Below are 20,650 nucleotides of genomic sequence, written 5' to 3'. Positions count from 1 at the left end.
GGTCTGGGCTTCCTTAATCGATCATTTCGGTCTGGCGTTCGACCGGGTCGATCAGCACAGCCTTCTGCTGGCGTACCAGCAGGTCGAGGATTTCGTCCTGGCGCTCACCCAGCACACCATTGAGGCTGATGCCGCTGGCCTTGCGTGGGGCGAGCATGGACACCTTGTACAGCTCGACCGACAGCGGCGAGTCGATCGACAGCGGGCCGGAGCCGTTGGCCGACAGCTCGCCACCCACCACGATCAGCGACACCTTGGTATCGAACGGGTCGAGGGCGATGTCGCGGTCGGTGTCGGACAGGTCCTTGATGTGGCCGTATACGCCGACCAGGCCGTTGGCCATGGCGACGTTTTCGTACAGGCGGATGTTCACGCTGTTACGCACGCGGATGCCGTGGCGGCGGTTGTTGACCAGCTTGTTGCCCCAGATCAGGTTGTCGCCGCTTTCGTACAGGGTGATGCCGTCGGTGTGGTTGCGGTAGATCTCGTTGTAGGCCACCAGGTTGTTGACGCTGTTACGGTCGATCACCACGCCCGAGAGCTTGTTGTCGTAGCTCTTGTTGTTGATGATCCAGCTGTCGTTGACCTCACGCGAAACGATGATGCCGTGCTTTTTCTTGGTGCCGTACACCGTGTTGCCGGCGATGATCAGGCGATGCGAACGGTCGTGCGGGTCGATGCCGTAGACGATGTTGTCGCGGTAGGTGCTGTCCTTGATCACGAAGTCCTGGGTTTCGTAGCAGTAGAAGCCGTACCACATGTCGCTGAACTCCGAACCGATGATCCAGCCGGTGGGCTCCGGGCGGCCCATGCGCTTGGCCATGTTCGGCGTGTACTGCGAGATGCTCACGCCATACGACTTCGACTTGGCGTAGCCGAAGCTGGCCATCTTCGTATTGACGATGTAGGTCTCGGTGCCGCCCCACGACAGCAGGAACGGGCGGAATTCCTTGGGCGAGCGGAAGGTCGCCGGACCGTTGTCCTTTTCCCGCCAGCCGGTCACCTGGGTGTCGGTTACGAACAGCTTGCCGTCATTGACCAGAAATGCGCCGCCCTCCTGGGACAGGCGCAGCTGTTTGACCTTGCCGTCGATCTCGAGGATGCCCTTTTGCCCGACCACGATCGGCAGGCGGGCCAGGTAAACCCCAGGCTCGACTTCGCTGAAGTACTGTTTGGGCACCTTCTTGCTCAACTCGGTCAGGTCGACATGGCCGTCATCGACGAAGATCGCCTGCGGGATGCCGTGCTGGCGCTGCACCCACTCGGCGGCCTTGTTGTCGCCGCCGACGAACTCCTTGAGGGTGTCCTCCTGGAACATACGGCGCAGGCTGACCTTGCCCTTGTGGCGGCGGTCGATTTTCTTCTGCACCGCCTCGGCCGTGAAACCGGTGAGGTCGGGCAGCTTTGGCGGGTCCATCTGCAGCGGTTCGATCGGTGCGCTGGCCACCGTATAGGTCTTGGCCTGCTGCAGCTCCTTGGCGATCACCTGGGGCTCTGCGGCAGTGGCCAGGCCGCTTGCCAGCAGCAAGGCACTGGCCAACAGGCTGTGACGTAAGTGCGGGTGAAGGTTCATCACGGTCAGTCCCCTACGGCCTCAGAAGCGCCAGATGACGTCGACGAAGGCGCGGTGCATGTACGAGTCCGTTTCCTTGCCGTAGGCGTCGCCCGGCTTGAATACACCGGCACGCAGGCGCACCAGGGCTGACGGCTCGTCGATTGCCTGGCTCATCGAAGCCGGCAGCAGGCCTTGCTTGAAGTACTTGGTCACGACCACGTCCATTTCCTGGCCAAGGTCCTTCTCGCCGTCGACCAGCTGACGGTTCACGCCGTTGTCGTCGACCACCGCGTTGATACCGCTGGAGCCGATGTTCTGGTTACCGTCGACACGCCAGAACTTGTGGTAGATCAGGCTGGCGTCGTAGTCGTCGCGCAGCTGCCACGAAGCGAACAGGGTGGCGGCCTGCAGGTTGCCCAGTTCGCCGCGGAACGCTTCGCCGAAGCGGTGCACGCGCGAGCGGGTGCCGGTGAAGTTGGAGCGGTTGCTCTCCAGGCCGGTCTGCTCGAAGTTGTTGGAGCCGTCATCGCCGCCGCCGCCGCTACCGCGGGCGTACGCAGCGCCGACCTGCCATTGCGGGTCCAGGCGCAGGCGGATACCGAGGTCGGTTGCCCAGGCGTTGACGTCACCGCTCTGCTTGCCGGTGGCGACCTGGTCGTCGCCCACCTGCTGGGTGCTCAGCTTGTCGCGGTCACCGGTCAGCCAGGTGACGCTGCCCCAGTAATTCACGGTGTGGTCGTTGCGCCAGTTGTAGGCGTCGCTGTTGGCCTCCAGACCCAGCCAGGTGAGGTCGCCAGTGCGGGTCTTGTCCAGCGCGTCGACCGTTTCGCCGGGGCTCTTCAGGCTGCCGCTGTCATGTGTGTGGTGAGCGCGCAGGCCAACCCAGTGGCCAGGGGTCCACTGCGTGGCGACGTTGCCGTAGATATGGGTGCGGTCCTTGTCTTCCGGGGCCAGTTCGGTGAGGTCGGTGCGGTATTCGCTGAAACGCTGGGCTACGCCAAGGTCGGCCTTGAGCAGCGTGGTGTCGAAGGTCCAGTTCAGCGCTTCGATGTTGGTATCGCGCCACATGCCATCGTCACTGCGCAGGCGCTGGCGACCGAAGCGCAGTTGCTCGCCGGGGTAGGCGGTAAGGCCGCTGTAGCCGACCCAAAACTCGCGCATGGCCAGGTAGCTTTTGTCTGGTTGACGGCTGTCGTCGCCGGTGTCGGTGCTGGTGCCGTCATCGTTCTGGCGCAAGGTGTCGGTTTCGATGGTGTCGGTCGCAGCGACCGCCTGGCCCATGGCGTAGGCACTCCAGTTACCGCGCTCGCCATACACCCACGGGCGCAGATCCAGACCCAGGCCGTTGACGTCGCCGCCAGAGCGGGTGCCGAGGTCACGGTCGTCTTCCGACTGGCCGGTGATTTTCACGTCCAGGCCGAAGTTTTTTTCAGCGGTCATTTCCGCCAGGGTCGGGCAGGACCACAGCAGGGCGAAGCTCAGGCCGATGCCGGCTTTCACGAAGGGATTGAGCGTCATAGCGAGTCCTCACCGTCTACTTCTTTTTCGTCGTCTTGCAAGGCTTCGAGGGCCAGGGTGCTGTTCGCGCCCTGCGCCATGCTGCCGCGTGCACGCTTTTCCTGGTCCAGCAGTTGCTGGGCCTGGTTGCGCTGGTCAGGTGTCAGTTGCTGGTCGAGCTGCTGCAGCAGTTCGGCTGATTGCGGCGTCGGGTTGGCCTGCGACAGCTGGGCGAACACCCAGGCGTTGCCCGGTTGCGGGCGGATGCCGTGACCCTCGCTGAACAGCTGGGCCAGGGCATAGTCGGCGCTGTTCTGCCCGCCACGGGCGGCGGCCAGCAGGTGGTCGACGGCCTTCTGCGGCTCGACATTGCCCAGGTAGCCGCGGCGGTAAAGCTGGCCCAGGTAGTAATGGGCGCTGATCTCACCGGCTTCGGCAGCGGCTTGCAGGTGCTGCTCGGCTTTTTGAGCGTCGGCTGGCAGGGTTTTGCCTTCGTAGTACAGACGGCCCAGCAGCAGTTCGGCGCGTGGCTGTTCAGCTTCGCGGCCTTTGTCGATGTAGGCCATCAACTGGTCGGTGTCGCCCAGTTCGGGGAAGTCGTATACCAGCTGTGCCAGGCTGACCCAGGACGCCGGGTTGGCCGGGGCTACTTGCTCGAGCAGCTCCTTGGCGGTTTTTTCGTCGGTCTGGCCAAGGCTGCGATCGGCCAGCACCCGGGCCACGCTGTCAACCCGGGTGGCCGGTACGGCGCCACGGGCATAGGCGGATTTCAGCTGGCCGAGCAGGGCGGCTTGCTGATCGGCCTGGCCACGTTTCTGGTACACGGTGGCCAGTTCGACGTAGCAGATGTCGGTGGTGTTCAGCGCGGCCTTGCAAATCTTTTCCACTTCACCCAGGTGCTGGTCATAGGTGCCCTGGGTGCGGTACAGCAGCACCTGGGCCAGGCCCGCTTCCGGGTTGCCGGCGGCGCGCCACTGGTCGATCTGCTGCTGCGCGTTGACCTTGGGGAAACTCTGCGGGTAGCTGAGGTAGAGCATTGCCAGCGGAATCAGGGTATTGCTTTGGCCCTGTTGCGCGGCCTGCTTGAGCAGGGTTTCGGCTTCCTCACGTTCGGCCTGGGTGCTGTCCGGCTTGGCCACCAGCAGGCGGCCAAGGCGTGCCTGGGCGCGTGGCGACGTGGCGGCCGCAGCGCGATAGGTGGCCTCGGCTTCCTTGATTTGCGAGGGGTCGCGGGTTGCCACCTTGATGTCCGCCAGGCCGACTTGCGCTTCGCTGTAGCCCAGGTCTGCCAGCGCCTTGTAGTTGCGCTCGGCCAATGCCGTGTCACCGCGCTTCATGGCCTCGTTGGCCAGGCGCTGGTCGGGCAGGCCGGCACAGCCGGCCAACGTGATGGCGGCGGCCAGTGCACACAATCCCAGATTCACGCGGACCCTGTGGGAGCGGGCAAGCCCGCGAATTGGCATGGCCGACGATGCTGTCCCTGCTGGCCTCTTCGCGGGCATGCCCGCTCCCACAGAATAGGTGTTGGTATCAGAGATCATTGTCCGTCCCTCACAGGCCACGGGCCACGGCTTTGTCGATCAGCCAGTTCAGCGATGGGCCACGGTCGCTGTTGACCGAGGCCGGGCGGCCGGCCAGTTCGGCGGGCAGGCCGCTGTCTGGCTTGATCTGCACGCGGATGTCGGAGGACAGGTCTTCGCTGTTGAGGCTGGTGCTGCTGACGATCTGACCGGTGCGCACTTCGTCTTCGCCGGCCACCTGGAAGTTGACCCGGGTACCCGGCTTGACCTCGTCGAACTGGCGGTAGCTGAAGCGCGCCTCGACCATCGGGGTGGTGGTGCGTGGGATCAGCTGGAAGATTGGCTGGCCCTTGGCGGCGTACTGGCCGTCGTCCACCAACTGGCGCGCGACCACGCAATCGCAAGGGCTGGTGAGGGTGCCGGACAGCTGCTTGCCGAACAGTTCCTCGATCTTCGCCGGCTCCAGCTGTGCGTCTTCAAGGTTGCCCTTGAGCATGTCCAGCATGCTGGTGGTGAAGCTGGCCAATGGCGCGCCCTTGGCGATCTGCCCACCGCTTTCGACCAGGCTGCTCACGGTACCGTCGCGCGGCATGGTGACGTTGGTGGTCGGCACTGCGACCACACCGGCTTCGGCGTGGCTGACGAAATACATGCCATACAACGATTTGGCGACGAAGCCGAAGGCCGCAACGCCGACCACGAACACGCCCAGTGTGACGGTGACTGCCTTGAAGCGGCCGAAGGCGCTCAGGCCCGATCCACCGTCCTTCTGCTTGCGCGCCTTGGTGAAGTTGTCGCGCTGCAGGGTGCTGAGTACGTCGCCGATGCTGATCAGCTCACCCGACAGGTGGCTGGTGATGATGTGCCGCAACGTGGCGATGTCGCGAGGTTCAAGGTTCTGGAACTGCGCACCGATACGGCCATTGTCCGGGTTGTACGAGCGCACCTGGAACTCGATGTCGATCGACAGGCCCAGGTTGTCGACCACGAACTGCAGGCGCCCGCGCAGCACATCGCCCACCGACTGCGGTTGCTTGGCGTGGAAGCTCAGGCCGCCGGCAGAAAGGTCTTCGACCTTGACTTCGTGGACCTGGCGCTGGGCGTCCAGGAACCGCAGCTTGGCGGGAATGCGTACCCGGGCGTGTTGGCGCTGGGCTTCGGACTCATGCACGACATTGACGTTCACGGCGGTATTCATGGTGGTTTGTTCCTGTTAGATCCGATCCGGGTTGGGCTCACACGACCATGAACAGCACAGCAACGAAGATGCTGGCAGCCGAGAAGGTCATGGTCCGCGAGGACCAGGTGTTGAACCATTGTTGAAAGCTGGCGAGGTCACGCTTGAGGGCAGTGGGCTGACGCGTCCACGACTGCTTGTCGAGGCGGAAGAACACGTAGATCTTCATCAGCGCGCCGATGATCTGGTTGTAATAGAGAATCAGCGGGTAGGCCGGGCCTACGTTGTGGCCGGAGCACAGCAGCATGATGGTGAGGATCAGGCGGGTAATGCCGATCCACAGCAGGTACACCAGCAAGAAGGCCATGCCGAACTTGAGGCTGGCGATCACCGCCACGGTCAGGCCCAGCAGGCTGGTCCACATCGACACGCGCTGGTCGAACAACACGATGCTGGTGAACAGCCCCAGGCGACGCAGGCCAAGGCCCAGTGCCCGTGAGTTCTGCCGCAGGTTGTTGCCGTACCAGCGGTACATCAGCTTGCGGCTGGCCTTGAGGAAGCTTTTTTCCGGCGGATGCTCGACCGTGTTGATGGCGGCGTCCGGCACGTAGAAGGTGTCGTAGCCCAGGCGCATCAGGCTGAACCAGCTGGACTTGTCGTCCCCGGTAAGGAACTTGAAGCGGCCCAGGCGCCAGTGCATCAGCGAGTCGCTTTCGACGTCGGCGATGAACTCGGGGTTGGTCACCACGCTGGCGCGGAACATCGACATGCGCCCGGTCATGGTAAGCACGCGCTTGGACAGGGCCATCGAGCACATGTTGATGTGGCGCTGGGCGAAGCGCAGCTTGTGCCACTCGCTCATGATGTAGCCGCCGCGCACTTCGCAGAATTCATTGGTGGTCAGGCCGCCCACATTGGGGAACAGCTTGAACCACGGTACGGTCTTGCGCACCACGCCGTCGGCCAGCACGGTGTCACCGTCGATCACCGCCACCACGGCGTTCTCGTCCGGCAGCATGCGCGAGATGGCGCGGAAGCCGTAGGCCAGGCCATCACGCTTGCCGGTACCGGCGATACGCACGATGTCCAGCTTCACGTGGGCCGGCGGGTTGTACTTGGCCCACAGGCTCTTGACCAGCAGTTCATCGGACATTTCCACCAGCGAGCAGACCACGGTGGTGGGGAAGCCGCAGTTGATCGCCTCGCGGATCACCGAGCTGTACACCTGGGCGGTGGTCAGTGCTTCGATACGGAAGCTGGTGACCATCAGGTAGACATGCGACGGGTCGGTGGCATTACCCATTTTCTGCACCTTGCGGCGCAGGTACGGGTACACGCCGTAGAGGAAGATCATGCCGCGGATGAAATGGGTGGCGCCCATGGAGTAGCGCCAGATGCCGACTGCGCCGACCAGGAAGATGAAGTGCTTCGACTGCGAGTCGAAGATATCAGCTGGCAGGGCCAGGGCGATCAGCATGAGCAGGCTCATGTAGAGCAGCCACCCGGCGCACTGCAACAGCACTGTCTGGAGCCTTTGCATGTTCAGCATCCGTCGAGAATTCGGGAAAGGGTGGGCAGCGAGGAGGCGGCTCTTGTCGAGTGCCCCATCGCTGCCCGGCCGGGCACTTACCAGCAGATGCCTTCGGTACGGGCGGTGGTGCTGGTCGGTTTGTTCATGAAGCCGACCAGGTCGATCACCTGCTTGCCGGCTGGCGCTTGCAGGGCCAGCGCACGGAACTGCTCGTCACGGTTGCCGAGGACGATGATGTCGGCGTTGTCGATCACCTGCTGCAAGTTGGCGTTGAGCAGCGACGACACGTGCGGGATCTTCGACTCGATGTAGTCCTTGTTGGCGCCGTGAACACGGGCGTACTGGACGTTCTCGTCGTAGATGTCCAGCTGGTAGCCCTTGCCGATCAAGCGCTCGGCCAGTTCCACCAGCGGGCTTTCGCGCAGGTCGTCGGTGCCGGCCTTGAAGCTCAGGCCCAGCAGGGCGACCTTGCGCTTGTCGTGGGCTTCGATCAGCTCGAAGGCGTTCTGCACCTGCGATTCGTTGCTGCGCATCAGCGAGTCGAGCAGCGGTGCACGGACATCGAGGCTGGCGGCGCGGTAGGTGAGGGCGCGTACGTCCTTGGGCAGGCAAGAGCCGCCGAAGGCAAAGCCAGGGCGCATGTAGTACTGGGACAGGTTGAGGACCTTGTCCTGGCAGACCACGTCCATCACTTCGCGGCCATCGACGCCCACTGCCTTGGCGATGTTGCCGATTTCGTTGGCGAAGGTGACCTTGGTGGCGTGCCATACGTTGCAGGTGCACTTGATCATCTCGGCCACTTCGATCGGCTTGCGGATGACCGGGGCGTCGAGCTCTTCGTACAGGGCCTGGAGGATGTCACCGCTGGCGCTGTCCAGTTCGCCGATGACTGTCATCGGTGGCTGGTCGTAGTCCTTGATGGCGGTGCTTTCACGCAGGAATTCCGGGTTGACCGCCACACCGAAGTCGACGCCGGCCTTCTTGCCCGAGCAATCTTCGAGGATCGGGATGACCACGTTCTTGACGGTGCCAGGCAGCACGGTGCTGCGCACCACGATGGTGTGACGGCGGGTGGTGTCACGCAGCACGTAGCCGATTTCGCGGCACACGGACTCGATGTACTCCAGGCCCAGGTCGCCGTTTTTCTTGCTGGGGGTGCCCACGCAGATCATCGACACATCGCTGGCACGGATGGCTTCGGCGAAGTCGGTAGTGCCGCGCAGACGGCCATTGGCGATGCCCTGTTGCAGCAGTGCTTCCAGGCCAGGTTCGACGATGGGCGACTTGCCCTGGTTGATCAGGTCGATCTTGGTGCTGGACACGTCCACACCGATCACTTCATGGCCACGCGCCGTCAGGCAGCCTGCACAGACTGCACCCACATAACCCAAACCAAAGATGCTGATACGCATCGCTATCACCTCATGTGTTTATCACGCCGACGCCTCCGCAGAGAGCCGGGCTGGGTTGATTAACAACAGTTTTCGGGCGCACGGATCCATGGCGAATGCACACTTCGCCGAGCGCAGGCAAAATAAATCCGGAGCGCAAAAAGTTATGCACTCAAAGTTGGCAATCAATAGCCATATATTAAAAAACGTGCCCTGAAATGCAGCCGTCTTTATTGCAATGCGCTACTTGGCGCGTTGCTGTGCTTGTTTTTTCAAGTGAATAAATCCTTTGAAATCAACCACTAGGACGATTTGTAAGGGGCGCGTCTCTCCTGCATGGACAAGGTCTTCGGGGGTTTCCGTGATCCCTGTCGATTTTCTCATGGCGGGCAGTGGATACCCGCTGCTGTCATCTGTAAGTCATCTCTCACAGCCCGTAGGCAGGAAAATCGTTACGGCACTATGAGCGATTGGCTTTGGCAGAAGTTCCTGAGCCAGTTTCGCCCGAATGAAAGATTTCTAAATATTTATTCAGTTGCGGACAGTTTCAAATTGATAGCACGCGGGTGTTTCACCCCCGTGTATCAAGGACGTAACTGTTGCGAGATATTTTTATGCCAGCATCTGAAAAATTTTTTCAGAATTCGTCAAAAAAGGTATGAACGGTCTTATGGCGTTTGGCGATAAAGGTGGGTGCGCTGGATTTTTGGCGTCGGATTAATGGCGTTATGGCGGTTTGCAGCGTGCCCTGTTGCAGGGCAGAGAAGGGGTATGGGCTGCTGGCCTCTTCGCGGGTGAACCCGCTCCTACAGGTAGCGCATTACCTGTAAGAGCGGGTTTGGCCGTGAAGGGGCAGGGTCACTCCGAGGGGTGATCGCGCAGGAACACCAAATGGTCCGGCTTGGACTGCTCGGCACTGTAGTAGTACCCCTGAGCATCAAACTGCTTGAGCTGTTCCGGGGTGCTGATGCGCTGCTGGATGACGAAGCGGCTCATCATGCCGCGGGCTTTCTTGGCGTAGAAGCTGATGATCTTGTACTGGCCGTTTTTCTGGTCCTTGAAGTCGACGTTGATCACCCGGGCCTTCAGTGCACTGCGTTTCACTGCACTGAAATACTCGTTACTGGCCAGGTTCAACAGCACGTCATCGCCTTGGTCGGCCAGGGCCTGGTTCAGCCATTCGCTGATGCGCGTGCCCCAGAAGGCGTACAGGTCCTTGCCGCGGGCGTTGGCCAGCTTGGTGCCCATCTCCAGGCGGTAGGGCTGCATCAGGTCGAGCGGGCGCAGCAGGCCATATAGGCCCGAGAGCATGCGCAGGTGGCCCTGAGCGTAGCTGAAGTCGTCTTCACTCAGGCTCTGGGCATCGAGGCCGGTGTACACGTCACCCTTGAACGCCAGCAGCGCCTGCTTGGCATTGGCCGGGGTGAAGTCTGGGGTCCAGCTGCCAAAGCGCGCAGCATTCAGGCCGGCGAGCTTGTCGGACAGGTGCATCAGCTCGCTGATCTGCGCCGGCGACAGTTCGCGCAGCTGCTGGATCAGGGCCTGGGATTCATCCAGGTACTGGGGCAGGGTGAAACGCTCGGTCACTGGCGGGGTGTCGTAGTCGAGGGTCTTGGCGGGGGAAATCACCGTCAGCATCGGGTCGGCTCCTGGCATCGTTGGCCGAGGATTCTACGGGGTGGGCGGTACAAGTCCAAACTATGGCGACGATAGTCACAGCCCATGGTCGGTGCAGGCGCTATAGTTCGCGTTTTGCCGTTGCGGAGCCTTCCACTGTGCGCATTGCTTCTGCCTTGCTGGCCGGCCTGCTGAGCCTGGCCGTGCAAGCCGCCCCTTCACCTCAGGTCAGCCTGGACCGCAGCCTGTGGCCCGAACAGCTGGACAGCCCGGCGCTGTTCGACGTGGCCTCTCGGGCAGAAATCCTTTCGTTCGCCCAAGTGCTGCACGAAAGCGAGTTGCTGGATGACGCAAGCCTGGCGGCCCGGCTGGGGTTGCGGCAGATCAACCTGCAGAAGGTGCGCCAGATTCGGGCGCGCATGTGGCAGCGGTTGTGGGAGGGGTATCAACAGGCGCAGCGCAGTTGTGAGCAGGACGCATCATTCTGCTACCCGGTTACGTCCATGGCGGAGTTGCGCACACAAGCGGCGACGTTCGCTGCCGATGTCGGTGCGTTCTATACCGGATGGATCGAGCCGAGCCACCAGTTCCATGTCCGCTATCTGGACGAGCAACTGCGCAAGGCGGCGTTGCTGCCGCAGACCAGCAGCGAAATCGAGCGGTTGTCTTCGCGTGAGCGCAAGGGTGACGAACTGAACGACCGCATGTTCCTGCTGACCTTTGTCGGCGGGCCCGGGCCCGAGGGGGGCAGTACGGATCTACTCACCGATTACCTGCGCCGGCAAAAGCTCGAAGGCACGTTCTTCACGCTTGGTAACCGCTTGCAGCAACGCCGTGATGGCGCGGCGGCAAACGCCTTGCGCCAGCTCTATGACGGGCAGTGCGTGGGTATCCAGGGGTGGGAATACCGCTCCCATGCGCAGTGGACCGACTGGCAGGATTCGCTGCGGCGCAGCCAGGCGCGGGTGCAGGCTGATCTGCCCGAGCAGTATGTGCCGCTGTTCCGCCCACCTTATGGCCAGCGCCGGGCTGACGGCGAGGCGTTCATGGTCCGCCAGCAGTTGCGGGTATCGTTGTGGGACATCGATGCCCAGGATGACGGTGCATTGAGCGCAGAGGCATCCGCACAGCGCGTATTGACCCTGATGCTGTTGTGGCGCAAGGGCGTGATCCAGTTTCATGACAGCCTTCCCAAGGCGCAGCCGGCGGTGGATTGGCTGCTGCGCAATACCGCGCAAAGCGGCATCGGCTGGGAGGATTGCCGGGAATATGGATACCGCGAATAGAGGGTATGACTTCTGAGCGTAGTCCCCTCTGACGCTGGCGCCAAGGCCTCTTCGTCAATCGGAAAAATAAACTTCAAAAATGCGTAAAAGTGCTTTTTTCGGTCATGGTTTTTGCGGTATGAAGAAACCAGACAGCCGATTCCTGCAGCACAGGTGGCGTCATCCAGGCCCACCTAGCCAGGTTCGCTTCCCGCCCGTAACAACGCGGATACGGGGACAGCGGCAGTCACTCTGCGGCGTAACAGACCACGCCGTGTGGCTTCGACATAAGGTGACCGAGTATGGATGACCAAGGACGCAACCCTTCCTCCAGCAAGCCAATCCTGTATGTGCTCGATACCAACGTCCTGATTCACGACCCTAACGCGTTACTGAACTTCGAGGAGCACCATGTCGCCATCCCGATGACGGTGCTGGAGGAACTCGACAAGCTCAAGACCGGCAAACAGAGTATCGCCGCCGAATGCCGCCAGGCCATCCGCCTGATAGACCAGACCCTCGGTGACGCTTCGCCCAGCGATGTCGAGCAGGGCGTACCGATCCAGCGCAACAAGAGCGGCCCCAAGGGGTTCCTGTCCATCCTGATGACCCCGCGCAACGAGCCGAACAAGCTGCTGCCGGAAAACCTCAACGACAACATCATCATCAACCAGTTGCTCGAAGTCCGGGCCCGGCGCACCGACCTGGATGTCGTGCTGGTCACCAAAGACATCAACATGCGCCTGAAGGCGCGCGCTTGCGGTATAGCGGCTGAGGACTACAGCACCGACCAACTGGTCGATGACGTGTCCTTGCTGTCCAAGGGCTACCATTCGGTCACCGGCTCGTTCTGGGACCGCGTGAGCAAGGTCGATACCCGCCAGGAGCGCGGCCGCACCTGGCATCGGGTGCAGATGATCGACAACCTGCCAGCCGTGCACGTCAACGAGTTCATCATCGATGAGCAGGGCTTCGTCGGGTGGATCAAGGGCATTCGTGACGACGAACTGCTGCTACTCGACCTGCACCAGGAGCCGTTGCTGCACCAGGAAGCCTGGGGCCTGAAACCACGCGACATTCACCAAAGCCTGGCGTTGTTCGCCCTGCTGGACCCGGATATCCATCTGGTGAACCTGACCGGCGCCGCCGGCTCCGGTAAAACCATCCTGGCGCTGGCTGCGGCCATCGAGCAAACCATGGTCAGCAAGCGCTACCGGCGCATCATCGCCACCCGCAGCGTGCAGGGGCTGGACCAGGAGATTGGCTTCCTGCCGGGTACCGAAGCAGAGAAGATGGAGCCGTGGCTGGGCGCAATCACCGACAACCTCGAAGCCTTGCACATGGATGACGAAAGCACCCATGGCAGCGTCGAATACATCCTTGAGCGCGTGCCGCTGCAGTTCAAGTCGCTGAACTACATCCGTGGCCGTAGCTTCCAGCAGAGCCTGATCCTGATTGACGAGTGCCAGAACCTGACGCCGCACCAGATGAAAACCATCATCACCCGTGCCGGCTCCGGGTCCAAGGTGGTCTGCCTGGGTAACCTGGCGCAGATCGACACCCCTTACCTGTCCGCGACCAGCTCGGGCCTGACCTACCTGACCGAGCGCTTCAAGGACTTCCCCCATGGCGTGCACATAACCCTGCAGGGCGTGCCTCGCTCGGTGCTGGCCGAGTACGCCGAGTCTCATTTGTAAACCTTGTAGCCGGGCAGATTACTGCCCGGCCTCTTCGTGGACGCGCCCGTTCACAGGATCTCCACTTGATTCGAGGCCGTGGAGCTCCTGTGGGAGCGGGCGTGCCTGCGAAGAGGCAAAACCTGCCGACACATCCCTCTGCTCAAACCTGACCCACAGGTTTACACTGCGAACTCCCTTCACAGGAGCAGAGCAGTGCTGACACATCTTGATTCCCAGGGGCGGGCCAACATGGTCGACGTCACTGAAAAGGCCGTGACCGAGCGCGAGGCGACCGCCGAGGCGCGGGTGCGCATGTTGCCGCAGACCTTGCAGATGATCGTCGACGGTGAACACCCCAAGGGTGACGTGTTCGCCGTGGCGCGCATTGCCGGGATACAGGCGGCGAAAAAAACCAGCGACCTGATTCCGCTGTGCCACCCGCTGATGCTCACCAGCGTCAAGGTCGAGCTCAGCGCCGAGGGGCAGGATGCCGTGCGCATCGTCGCCCGCTGCAAGCTGGCCGGGCAGACCGGTGTGGAGATGGAGGCGCTGACCGCCGCCAGCGTGGCCGCGCTGACGATCTATGACATGTGCAAGGCTGTGGATAAAGGTATGGTCATCGAGCAGGTGCGCCTGCTGGAAAAACTCGGTGGCAAGAGTGGCCATTACAAGGTGGAGGCGTGATGAAGGTCAAGGTGATGTACTTCGCCCGTTACCGCGAACTGTTGGGCGTGGATGCCGAGCGGGTGGAGGGCGCGTTCAAGGTGCTCGATGATGTGCGCCAGGCCTTGGTAGCCAAGGGCGGGCAGTACGAAGTGCTGGCCGAGCAGAACCTGATGTGCGCGCGCAACGAAGAGCTGTGCAAGCTCGATGAACCGCTGGAAGAGGGCGATGAAGTGGCGTTCTTCCCGCCGGTGACCGGAGGCTGAACATGGCTGTGCGAGTGCAGGAAGGCGCGTTCGACCCCGGGGCTGAGACCAATGCCATGCATGCAGCCAATGTGGGCGTGGGCGCGGTGGTCGGTTTTGTCGGCTATGTGCGGGATTTCAACGATGGCCGCGAAGTGGCGGGGATGTTCCTCGAACACTATCCGGGCATGACCGAAAAGGCCCTGGCCAAGATCGTGGTCGAGGCCGAGCAGCGTTGGCCGCTATTGAAGGTGGAGGTGCTGCACCGCATCGGTGCGCTGGAGCCGGGCGAACCGATTGTGTTCGTGGGGGTGGCCAGTGCCCATCGGCAGGCGGCGTTCGATGCCTGCAACTTCATCATGGACTACCTGAAGACCCGGGCGCCGTTCTGGAAGAAGGAGAATACCCAGGAAGGGCCAAGGTGGGTGGAGGGGCGGCAGAGTGATCAGGATGCGGCGGGGCGCTGGTAATCAAGGCGCCACCGCTCCTACAGGGGGATGGACCTTGTGTTGCGAAAGGGCCGCGTAGCGGCCCAATCGCGACACAAGGCCGCTCCCACAGATTGATCGCATGTAGCCCGCTGAAGGTCAGTGATGCTTGCGCGGCACCGGCTTGAGCAGTTCATCCGGCGGCATCTCGCACTTGATCTTGCGCCCCAGCAGCGCTTCGATCGCCGGCAGCTGATACGAGTCATCCTCACCGGCAAAGCTGATCGATACACCACTGGTGCCGGCACGGCCGGTACGGCCAATGCGGTGCACGTAGTCGTCAGGGTCTTCCGGCAGGGTGAAGTTGATCACGTGGCTGATGCCATCGATATGGATCCCGCGCCCGGCCACGTCGGTGGCCACCAGCACGGTGATGCGCCCTTCGCGGAAGCTCTCCAGGGTTCGGATGCGTTTGTGCTGCGGCACGTCGCCCGACAGCTGGGCCGCATTGATACCGTCGCGTACCAGCTTTTCCTCGATGCGCCGCACTTCGTCCTTGCGGTTGGCGAACACCATCACCCGTTCCCACTTGTTCTGGGTCACCAGGTTGTACAGCAGCTTGTACTTGTCGCTGCCGGCCACCGCATACACGTGCTGCTCGACCGTTTCGCTGGCCACGTTCTCCGGCTCGATCTCGACGATGGCCGGGTTGGTGGTCCACTGCTTGGCCAGGTTCATCACATCGTCGGTGAAGGTGGCGGAGAACAGCAGGGTCTGGCGCTCGCTTTTCGGCGGTGTCTGACGAATGATTTGGCGGACCTGGGGGATGAAGCCCATGTCGAGCATACGGTCGGCTTCGTCAAGCACCATCACCTCGACCATGTCCAGGTGCACTTCACCACGCTGGTTGAAGTCCAGCAGGCGGCCCGGCGTAGCCACCAGAATATCGCAGTGGCGCGCTTCCAGGGCTTTGAGCTGCTTGTCGAAGTCCATGCCACCGACGAAGCTCATCACGTTCAGGCCGGTGTACTTGGTCAGGGCAGCGGCGTCCTTGGCGATCTGCACCACCAGCTCGCGGGTGGGGGCGATGATCAGCGCCCGCGGCTCGCCCATGTAGCGCTCTTTAGGCGGTGGCGTCTGCTGCAACTGGGAAATGATCGAGATCAGGAAGGCGGCCGTCTTGCCGGTACCCGTCTGGGCTCGGCCGATGGCGTCCTGGCCACGCAGGGTGTAACCCAGGACCTGCGCCTGGATCGGCGTGCAGTACGGGAAGCCCAGGTCGTGGATGGCGTGCATCAGCTCGTTGGACAGCTTGAAGTCGTGGAAGCGGGTTTTGCCTTCCTGCGGCTCGACCACGAAGTCTTCGGGCTTCCACAGGCTGGCCTGTGGCTTGGGCTTGCGTTCGCGGCGCGGTTTGTCCTTGGCCGGTTGTTCGGCAGGTGGCGTCGCGGCGGCAGGTGGCTCGGCCTTGGGGGCGGGGTTGGCATGTGGTGCGGCCGGTATTGCCGCGGGCCGGGCTTCCGGCGTCACGCTGGCAGCAGGAGCGGCGGCTTGTGGCGCGGCCTCTCCCTTGCCGAATATTTTTCTGAGTGCTTTGAGCACGGTCGTCTCATCAACTGATTAAGGAATGTACGCCGGGCAGTGTAATGCAAGATCCGGGCGCGGCGTAGCGGAATACGCCCACAACTACAAGCGAGGCTGCCTATTGCAGCTGCTTGCTCAGCCAGTCGTGGATATCGTTCAGTTCTTCGACCACCACTTCGTGTTCCATCGGGTATTCGTACCAGCGGGCAGCGACGCCCCAGGTGTTCAGGTACTCGAAGGCGGTACGGCCCATGGACGGGATGACCACCGAGTCATGCACGCCATGCAGGCACAGGGCCGGGGTGCGTTGCTGGCAGGCACTCAACTGGTGCTGGTCATTGAAGGTGGGGGCATAGGTGGACAGGGCGATCACCCCGCCCAGTGCTTCCTGCCACTTTATATAGGCAGTGTGCAGCACCACCGCGCCGCCCTGGGAGAAGCCGGCCAGGAAGATCCGCGTCAGGTCGATGCCTTTGGCCTGTTCGGCCTTGATCAGGGCAACCACCTGCTCGGCAGATTCTTCCAGCTGCGCTTCGTCGATGGCACGGGCCGGGGTCATGGCCTTGATGTCATACCAGCTGGGCATGGCATAGCCGCCGTTGATGGTCACGGGGCGGGTCGGTGCCTGGGGCATGATGAAGCGTGTGCTGAGCAAGCGCTCCTGCATGAATTCGGCCACAGGTAGGAAGTCGTAACGGTCGGCCCCCAGACCGTGCAACCAGATCACACAGGCGTCAGCGGTTTTCTGTGGTTCGAGAATCAGCGGGTTGGTCATGACTGCTCCGAAAGTGTGCGGGTCTTGTTATGGCGTGCGTGAAAAGAAAGCACCGGAAATGATTGTCGGAAAAAGAATGTCGCAACGATACAACTTTTCCTACTTGACGAGCGCTTAAACGCTACAGCCAGAAAATTTGGTACGCGGTTTGCAACTACACCTGTGATGCAAAGGGCAGGCCGTGACGGTAACACCCTCTGCACGCGAAGGCTGTCACAGAACAGTCCATTGCGCCAATTGACCCAATAACAAGCCAATACGGGTCGGATACGCCTCAAAAGGGTGCGGTGCAATTCCGGCTCGATACAACAAGAGCGATTTGGAGGTTGTGAATGAAGATGTTGAAAACCACCCTGGCAGTCCTGACCGCTGCCGCCGCGCTGGGCGCCGTGAGCACTGCCCAGGCCGGCGCCACCCTCGATGCGGTAAAGAAGAAGGGCTTCGTCCAGTGTGGCGTGAGCGACGGTCTTCCAGGCTTCTCGGTACCGGATGCGCAGGGCAAGATCGTCGGCATCGATGCCGATGTCTGCCGTGCCGTGGCCGCCGCCGTGTTCGGCGATGCCACCAAGGTCAAGTTCAGCCAGCTCAACGCCAAGGAACGCTTCACTGCCCTGCAGTCGGGTGAGGTCGACGTGCTGTCGCGTAACACCACCTGGACCAGCTCGCGCGATGCCGGCATGGGCCTGGTGTTCGCGGGTGTCACCTACTATGACGGCGTCGGCTTCCTGGTCAACAAGAAGCTCGGCGTTTCCAGCGCCAAGGAGCTCGATGGCGCGACCATCTGCATCCAGGCCGGTACCACCACCGAGCTGAACGTGTCGGACTTCTTCCGCGCCAATGGCCTGAAGTACACCCCGATTACCTTCGACACCTCTGACGAGAGCGCCAAATCGCTGGAGTCTGGCCGTTGCGACGTGCTGACTTCGGACAAATCGCAGCTGTTCGCCCAGCGCTCCAAACTGGCTGCGCCGACCGACTACGTGGTGTTGCCGGAAACCATCTCCAAGGAGCCGCTGGGCCCGGTAGTGCGTAAAGGCGACGAGGAGTGGTTCAGCATCGTCAAGTGGACCCTGTTCGCCATGCTCAATGCCGAAGAAGCGGGCATCACTTCCAAGAACGTCGAGGCCGAGGCCAAGGCCACCAAGAACCCGGATGTCGCCCGACTGCTGGGTGCGGATGGCGAGTATGGCAAGGACCTCAAGCTGCCCAAAGACTGGGTAGTGCAGATCGTCAAGCAAGTGGGTAACTATGGCGAAGTGTTCGAGAAGAACCTGGGCCAGAGCACTGACTTGAAGATCGACCGTGGCATGAACGCCCTGTGGAACAACGGCGGCATCCAGTACGCGCCTCCAGTGCGCTGATGGCTGCACCCTGCGGCGGCATCCCGCCGCCGCAGGCTGTTCGAATCCCTACTGTCCGGGGCACTTCATGCAAAATCAAATCGGCGCACCCAAGGGCTTGTCCCTTAACGATCCGCGTGTGCGCGCGTGGCTGTTCCAGATCCTCACGATCGTCTTCGTGGTCGGCCTGGGCTGGTACCTGTTCCACAACACGCAAACCAACCTGCAACACCGGGGCATCACCTCGGGCTTCGACTTCCTCGACCGCAGTGCCGGCTTCGGTATCGCCCAGCACCTGATCCCCTATGTGGAATCCGACAGTTATGCGCGGGTGTTCGTCATCGGCCTGCTCAATACGCTGTTGGTGACCTTCATCGGCGTCATTCTGGCGACGATACTGGGCTTCATCATCGGTGTGGCTCGCCTGTCACCGAACTGGATGATCAACAAACTGGCGACCGTCTATGTGGAAACCTTCCGCAACATTCCGCCGTTGTTGCAGATCCTGTTCTGGTATTTCGCCGTGTTCCTGACCCTGCCGGGACCGCGGGGCAGCATCAACATCGAGGACATGTTCTTCATCAGCAACCGTGGCTTGAACATGCCTGGCGCGTCCATGGCCGATGGCTTCTGGCCATTTGTGGTGGCATTGGCGCTGGCCATTGCCGCTATTGCCCTGATGGTGCGCTACGCCAACAAGCGTTTCAACGAGACGGGCGAGCCGTTCCACAAGTTCTGGGCGGGGCTGCTGCTGTTCATCGCCATTCCGAGCCTGAGCGTGCTCTTGTTCGGCAGCCCGGTAACTTGGGACATGCCGCAGCTCAAGGGCTTCAACTTCGTCGGGGGCTGGGTGCTGATCCCCGAGCTGCTGGCGCTGACCCTGGCGCTGACTATCTATACGGCAGCCTTCATCGCCGAAATCGTGCGTTCCGGCATCCGTTCGGTCAGTCATGGCCAGACCGAAGCGGCTCGCTCGTTGGGCCTGCGCGAGGGCCCGACCCTGCGCAAGGTGATCATCCCCCAGGCACTGCGGGTGATCATTCCGCCGCTGACCAGCCAGTACCTGAACCTGGCGAAGAACTCTTCGCTGGCGGCCGGTATCGGCTACCCGGAGATGGTCTCGCTGTTCGCCGGTACCGTGCTCAACCAGACCGGCCAGGCCATCGAGGTGATCGCCATCACCATGAGTGTCTATCTCGCCATCAGCATCAGCATTTCGCTGCTGATGAACTGGTACAACAAGCGCATTGCGCTGATCGAGCGGTGAGGATACGCCCGTGAATGCCCATGTTTTCAAACCCGATATGCCGCCACCGGTGAAAACCGTCGGCGTGCTCGCATGGATGCGTGCCAATCTGTTCTCCAGCTGGCTCAACACGCTGTTGACCCTGTTCGCCATCTACCTGGTGTGGCTGATCGTGCCGCCGTTACTGCAGTGGGCGTTGATCGATGCCAACTGGGTCGGCACCACGCGCGCCGATTGCACCAAGGAAGGCGCCTGCTGGGTGTTCGTGCAGCAGCGCTTTGGCCAGTTCATGTACGGTTATTACCCGACTGAACTGCGCTGGCGTGTGGACCTGACCGTGTGGCTTGCCGTGCTCGGCGCCGCGCCGCTGTTCATCAAGCGTTTCCCGCGCAAAGCCTTCTACGGGCTGGGCTTCCTGGTGCTGTACCCGGTGCTGGCCTACACCCTGCTGCACGGGGGGTATCTGGGCCTGGAAAGCGTACCGACCAGCCAGTGGGGCGGGCTGATGCTGACCCTGGTGATCGCCACCGTGGGCATCGTCGGCGCCTTGCCGCTGGGCATCCTGCTGGCACTGGGCCGGCGTTCGAGGATGCCGGCCGTGAAAGTGGTGTGCGTAACCTTCATCGAGTTCTGGCGGGGCGTACCGCTGATCACCGTACTGTTCATGTCGTCGGTGATGCTGCCGTTGTTCCTGCCAGAAGGCATGAGCTTCGACAAGCTGCTGCGGGCGATGATCGGTGTGATCCTGTTCCAGTCGGCGTATATCGCCGAGGTGGTGCGCGGCGGCCTGCAGGCCATCCCCAAGGGCCAGTACGAAGCCGCCGCGGCCATGGGCCTTGGCTACTGGCGCTCGATGGGGCTGGTGATCTTGCCGCAGGCGCTGAAGCTTGTGATCCCCGGCATCGTCAACACCTTCATTGCCCTGTTCAAGGACACCAGCCTGGTGATCATCATCGGCCTGTTCGACCTGCTCAACAGCGTCAAGCAAGCAGCCGCAGACCCCGCCTGGTTGGGCATGGCCACCGAGGGCTACGTGTTCGCCGCCCTGGTGTTCTGGATTTTCTGTTTCGGTATGTCCCGCTACTCCATGCATCTGGAGCGCAAGCTGGACACTGGCCACAAGCGTTAGGAGTTTCG

At 62.0% G+C, this 20,650-nt stretch carries 17 protein-coding genes; 8 read left to right on the top strand and 9 right to left on the bottom strand.

Annotated elements, in window-relative coordinates:
• Positions 1–13: 13 nt before the first annotated feature.
• The 7 genes from algG to yaaA form a co-directional block, all read right to left on the bottom strand.
• On the bottom strand, positions 14–1,573 hold the full coding sequence (algG, locus tag ACI7M0_RS22095; RefSeq protein ID WP_003251754.1) for a mannuronan 5-epimerase AlgG: 1,560 nt from the start codon (positions 1,571–1,573) through the stop codon (positions 14–16).
• Between the two features lie 21 nt (positions 1,574–1,594).
• On the bottom strand, positions 1,595–3,073 hold the full coding sequence (locus ACI7M0_RS22090) for an alginate export family protein (protein WP_064490718.1): 1,479 nt from the start codon (positions 3,071–3,073) through the stop codon (positions 1,595–1,597).
• Positions 3,070–4,515, bottom strand: coding sequence for an alginate biosynthesis TPR repeat lipoprotein AlgK (gene algK, locus ACI7M0_RS22085; RefSeq protein WP_129932687.1), 1,446 nt, complete (start codon positions 4,513–4,515; stop codon positions 3,070–3,072). Before algK ends, ACI7M0_RS22090 begins: the two co-directional genes overlap by 4 nt.
• A gap of 88 nt (positions 4,516–4,603) precedes the next feature.
• On the bottom strand, positions 4,604–5,770 hold the full coding sequence (locus ACI7M0_RS22080) for a PilZ domain-containing protein (RefSeq protein WP_070384331.1): 1,167 nt from the start codon (positions 5,768–5,770) through the stop codon (positions 4,604–4,606).
• A 37-nt stretch (positions 5,771–5,807) separates the two neighbouring features.
• Positions 5,808–7,289: a glycosyltransferase family 2 protein gene (locus tag ACI7M0_RS22075; protein ID WP_003251762.1), complete on the bottom strand. Its 1,482-nt coding sequence runs from the start codon at positions 7,287–7,289 to the stop codon at positions 5,808–5,810.
• An 86-nt stretch (positions 7,290–7,375) separates the two neighbouring features.
• Positions 7,376–8,692 carry a nucleotide sugar dehydrogenase gene (locus ACI7M0_RS22070; protein WP_129932686.1) on the bottom strand — a complete coding sequence of 439 codons (1,317 nt, stop codon included), beginning with the start codon at positions 8,690–8,692 and terminating at the stop codon, positions 7,376–7,378.
• Between the two features lie 837 nt (positions 8,693–9,529).
• Positions 9,530–10,309, bottom strand: coding sequence for a peroxide stress protein YaaA (gene yaaA / locus ACI7M0_RS22065; protein ID WP_104887081.1), 780 nt, complete (start codon positions 10,307–10,309; stop codon positions 9,530–9,532).
• 137 nt (positions 10,310–10,446) lie between these two features.
• Here yaaA and ACI7M0_RS22060 point away from each other — a divergent pair, with 137 nt between their 5' ends.
• The 5 genes from ACI7M0_RS22060 (at position 10,447) to moaE (ending at position 14,610) form a co-directional block, all read left to right on the top strand.
• Positions 10,447–11,574, top strand: coding sequence for a polysaccharide deacetylase family protein (locus tag ACI7M0_RS22060; protein WP_129932685.1), 1,128 nt, complete (start codon positions 10,447–10,449; stop codon positions 11,572–11,574).
• 281 nt (positions 11,575–11,855) lie between these two features.
• Entirely contained in the window at positions 11,856–13,250 is a 1,395-nt protein-coding gene (locus ACI7M0_RS22055) for a PhoH family protein (protein WP_003251772.1), read from the top strand.
• 195 nt (positions 13,251–13,445) lie between these two features.
• Positions 13,446–13,916 (top strand): cyclic pyranopterin monophosphate synthase MoaC, encoded by a 471-nt coding sequence (gene moaC, locus ACI7M0_RS22050; RefSeq protein WP_003251775.1) that lies wholly within the window; start codon positions 13,446–13,448, stop codon positions 13,914–13,916.
• Complete coding sequence (gene moaD / locus ACI7M0_RS22045; protein WP_003251777.1) at positions 13,916–14,161, top strand: molybdopterin converting factor subunit 1; 246 nt, start codon at positions 13,916–13,918, stop codon at positions 14,159–14,161. The genes moaC and moaD overlap by 1 nt, the downstream gene beginning before the upstream one ends.
• A 2-nt stretch (positions 14,162–14,163) precedes the next feature.
• Entirely contained in the window at positions 14,164–14,610 is a 447-nt protein-coding gene (moaE, locus tag ACI7M0_RS22040; RefSeq protein ID WP_010952421.1) for a molybdopterin synthase catalytic subunit MoaE, read from the top strand.
• A gap of 117 nt (positions 14,611–14,727) precedes the next feature.
• Here moaE and rhlB read toward each other — a convergent pair whose 3' ends face one another.
• Together rhlB and ACI7M0_RS22030 are read right to left on the bottom strand one after the other, a co-directional pair.
• Positions 14,728–16,170, bottom strand: coding sequence for an ATP-dependent RNA helicase RhlB (gene rhlB / locus ACI7M0_RS22035; RefSeq protein WP_129932684.1), 1,443 nt, complete (start codon positions 16,168–16,170; stop codon positions 14,728–14,730).
• Positions 16,171–16,270: 100 nt separating this feature from the next.
• On the bottom strand, positions 16,271–16,927 hold the full coding sequence (locus ACI7M0_RS22030; RefSeq protein ID WP_010952423.1) for an alpha/beta hydrolase: 657 nt from the start codon (positions 16,925–16,927) through the stop codon (positions 16,271–16,273).
• Between the two features lie 332 nt (positions 16,928–17,259).
• On the opposite strand from ACI7M0_RS22030, the gene ACI7M0_RS22025 reads away from it, so the two are divergent.
• The 3 genes from ACI7M0_RS22025 (at position 17,260) to ACI7M0_RS22015 (ending at position 20,642) form a co-directional block, all read left to right on the top strand.
• On the top strand, positions 17,260–18,288 hold the full coding sequence (locus tag ACI7M0_RS22025) for an amino acid ABC transporter substrate-binding protein (RefSeq protein ID WP_003251785.1): 1,029 nt from the start codon (positions 17,260–17,262) through the stop codon (positions 18,286–18,288).
• Between the two features lie 67 nt (positions 18,289–18,355).
• On the top strand, positions 18,356–19,534 hold the full coding sequence (locus tag ACI7M0_RS22020; protein WP_129932683.1) for an amino acid ABC transporter permease: 1,179 nt from the start codon (positions 18,356–18,358) through the stop codon (positions 19,532–19,534).
• Between the two features lie 10 nt (positions 19,535–19,544).
• Entirely contained in the window at positions 19,545–20,642 is a 1,098-nt protein-coding gene (locus ACI7M0_RS22015; protein ID WP_010952426.1) for an amino acid ABC transporter permease, read from the top strand.
• Positions 20,643–20,650: the final 8 nt, after the last annotated feature.

The organism is Pseudomonas sp. 10(2024) (assembly GCF_045164175.1).
Taxonomy (GTDB): domain Bacteria; phylum Pseudomonadota; class Gammaproteobacteria; order Pseudomonadales; family Pseudomonadaceae; genus Aquipseudomonas; species Aquipseudomonas alloputida.
Note: the sequence above shows the minus strand (reverse complement) of the source record. Positions and strands in the feature narration are given on the sequence as shown.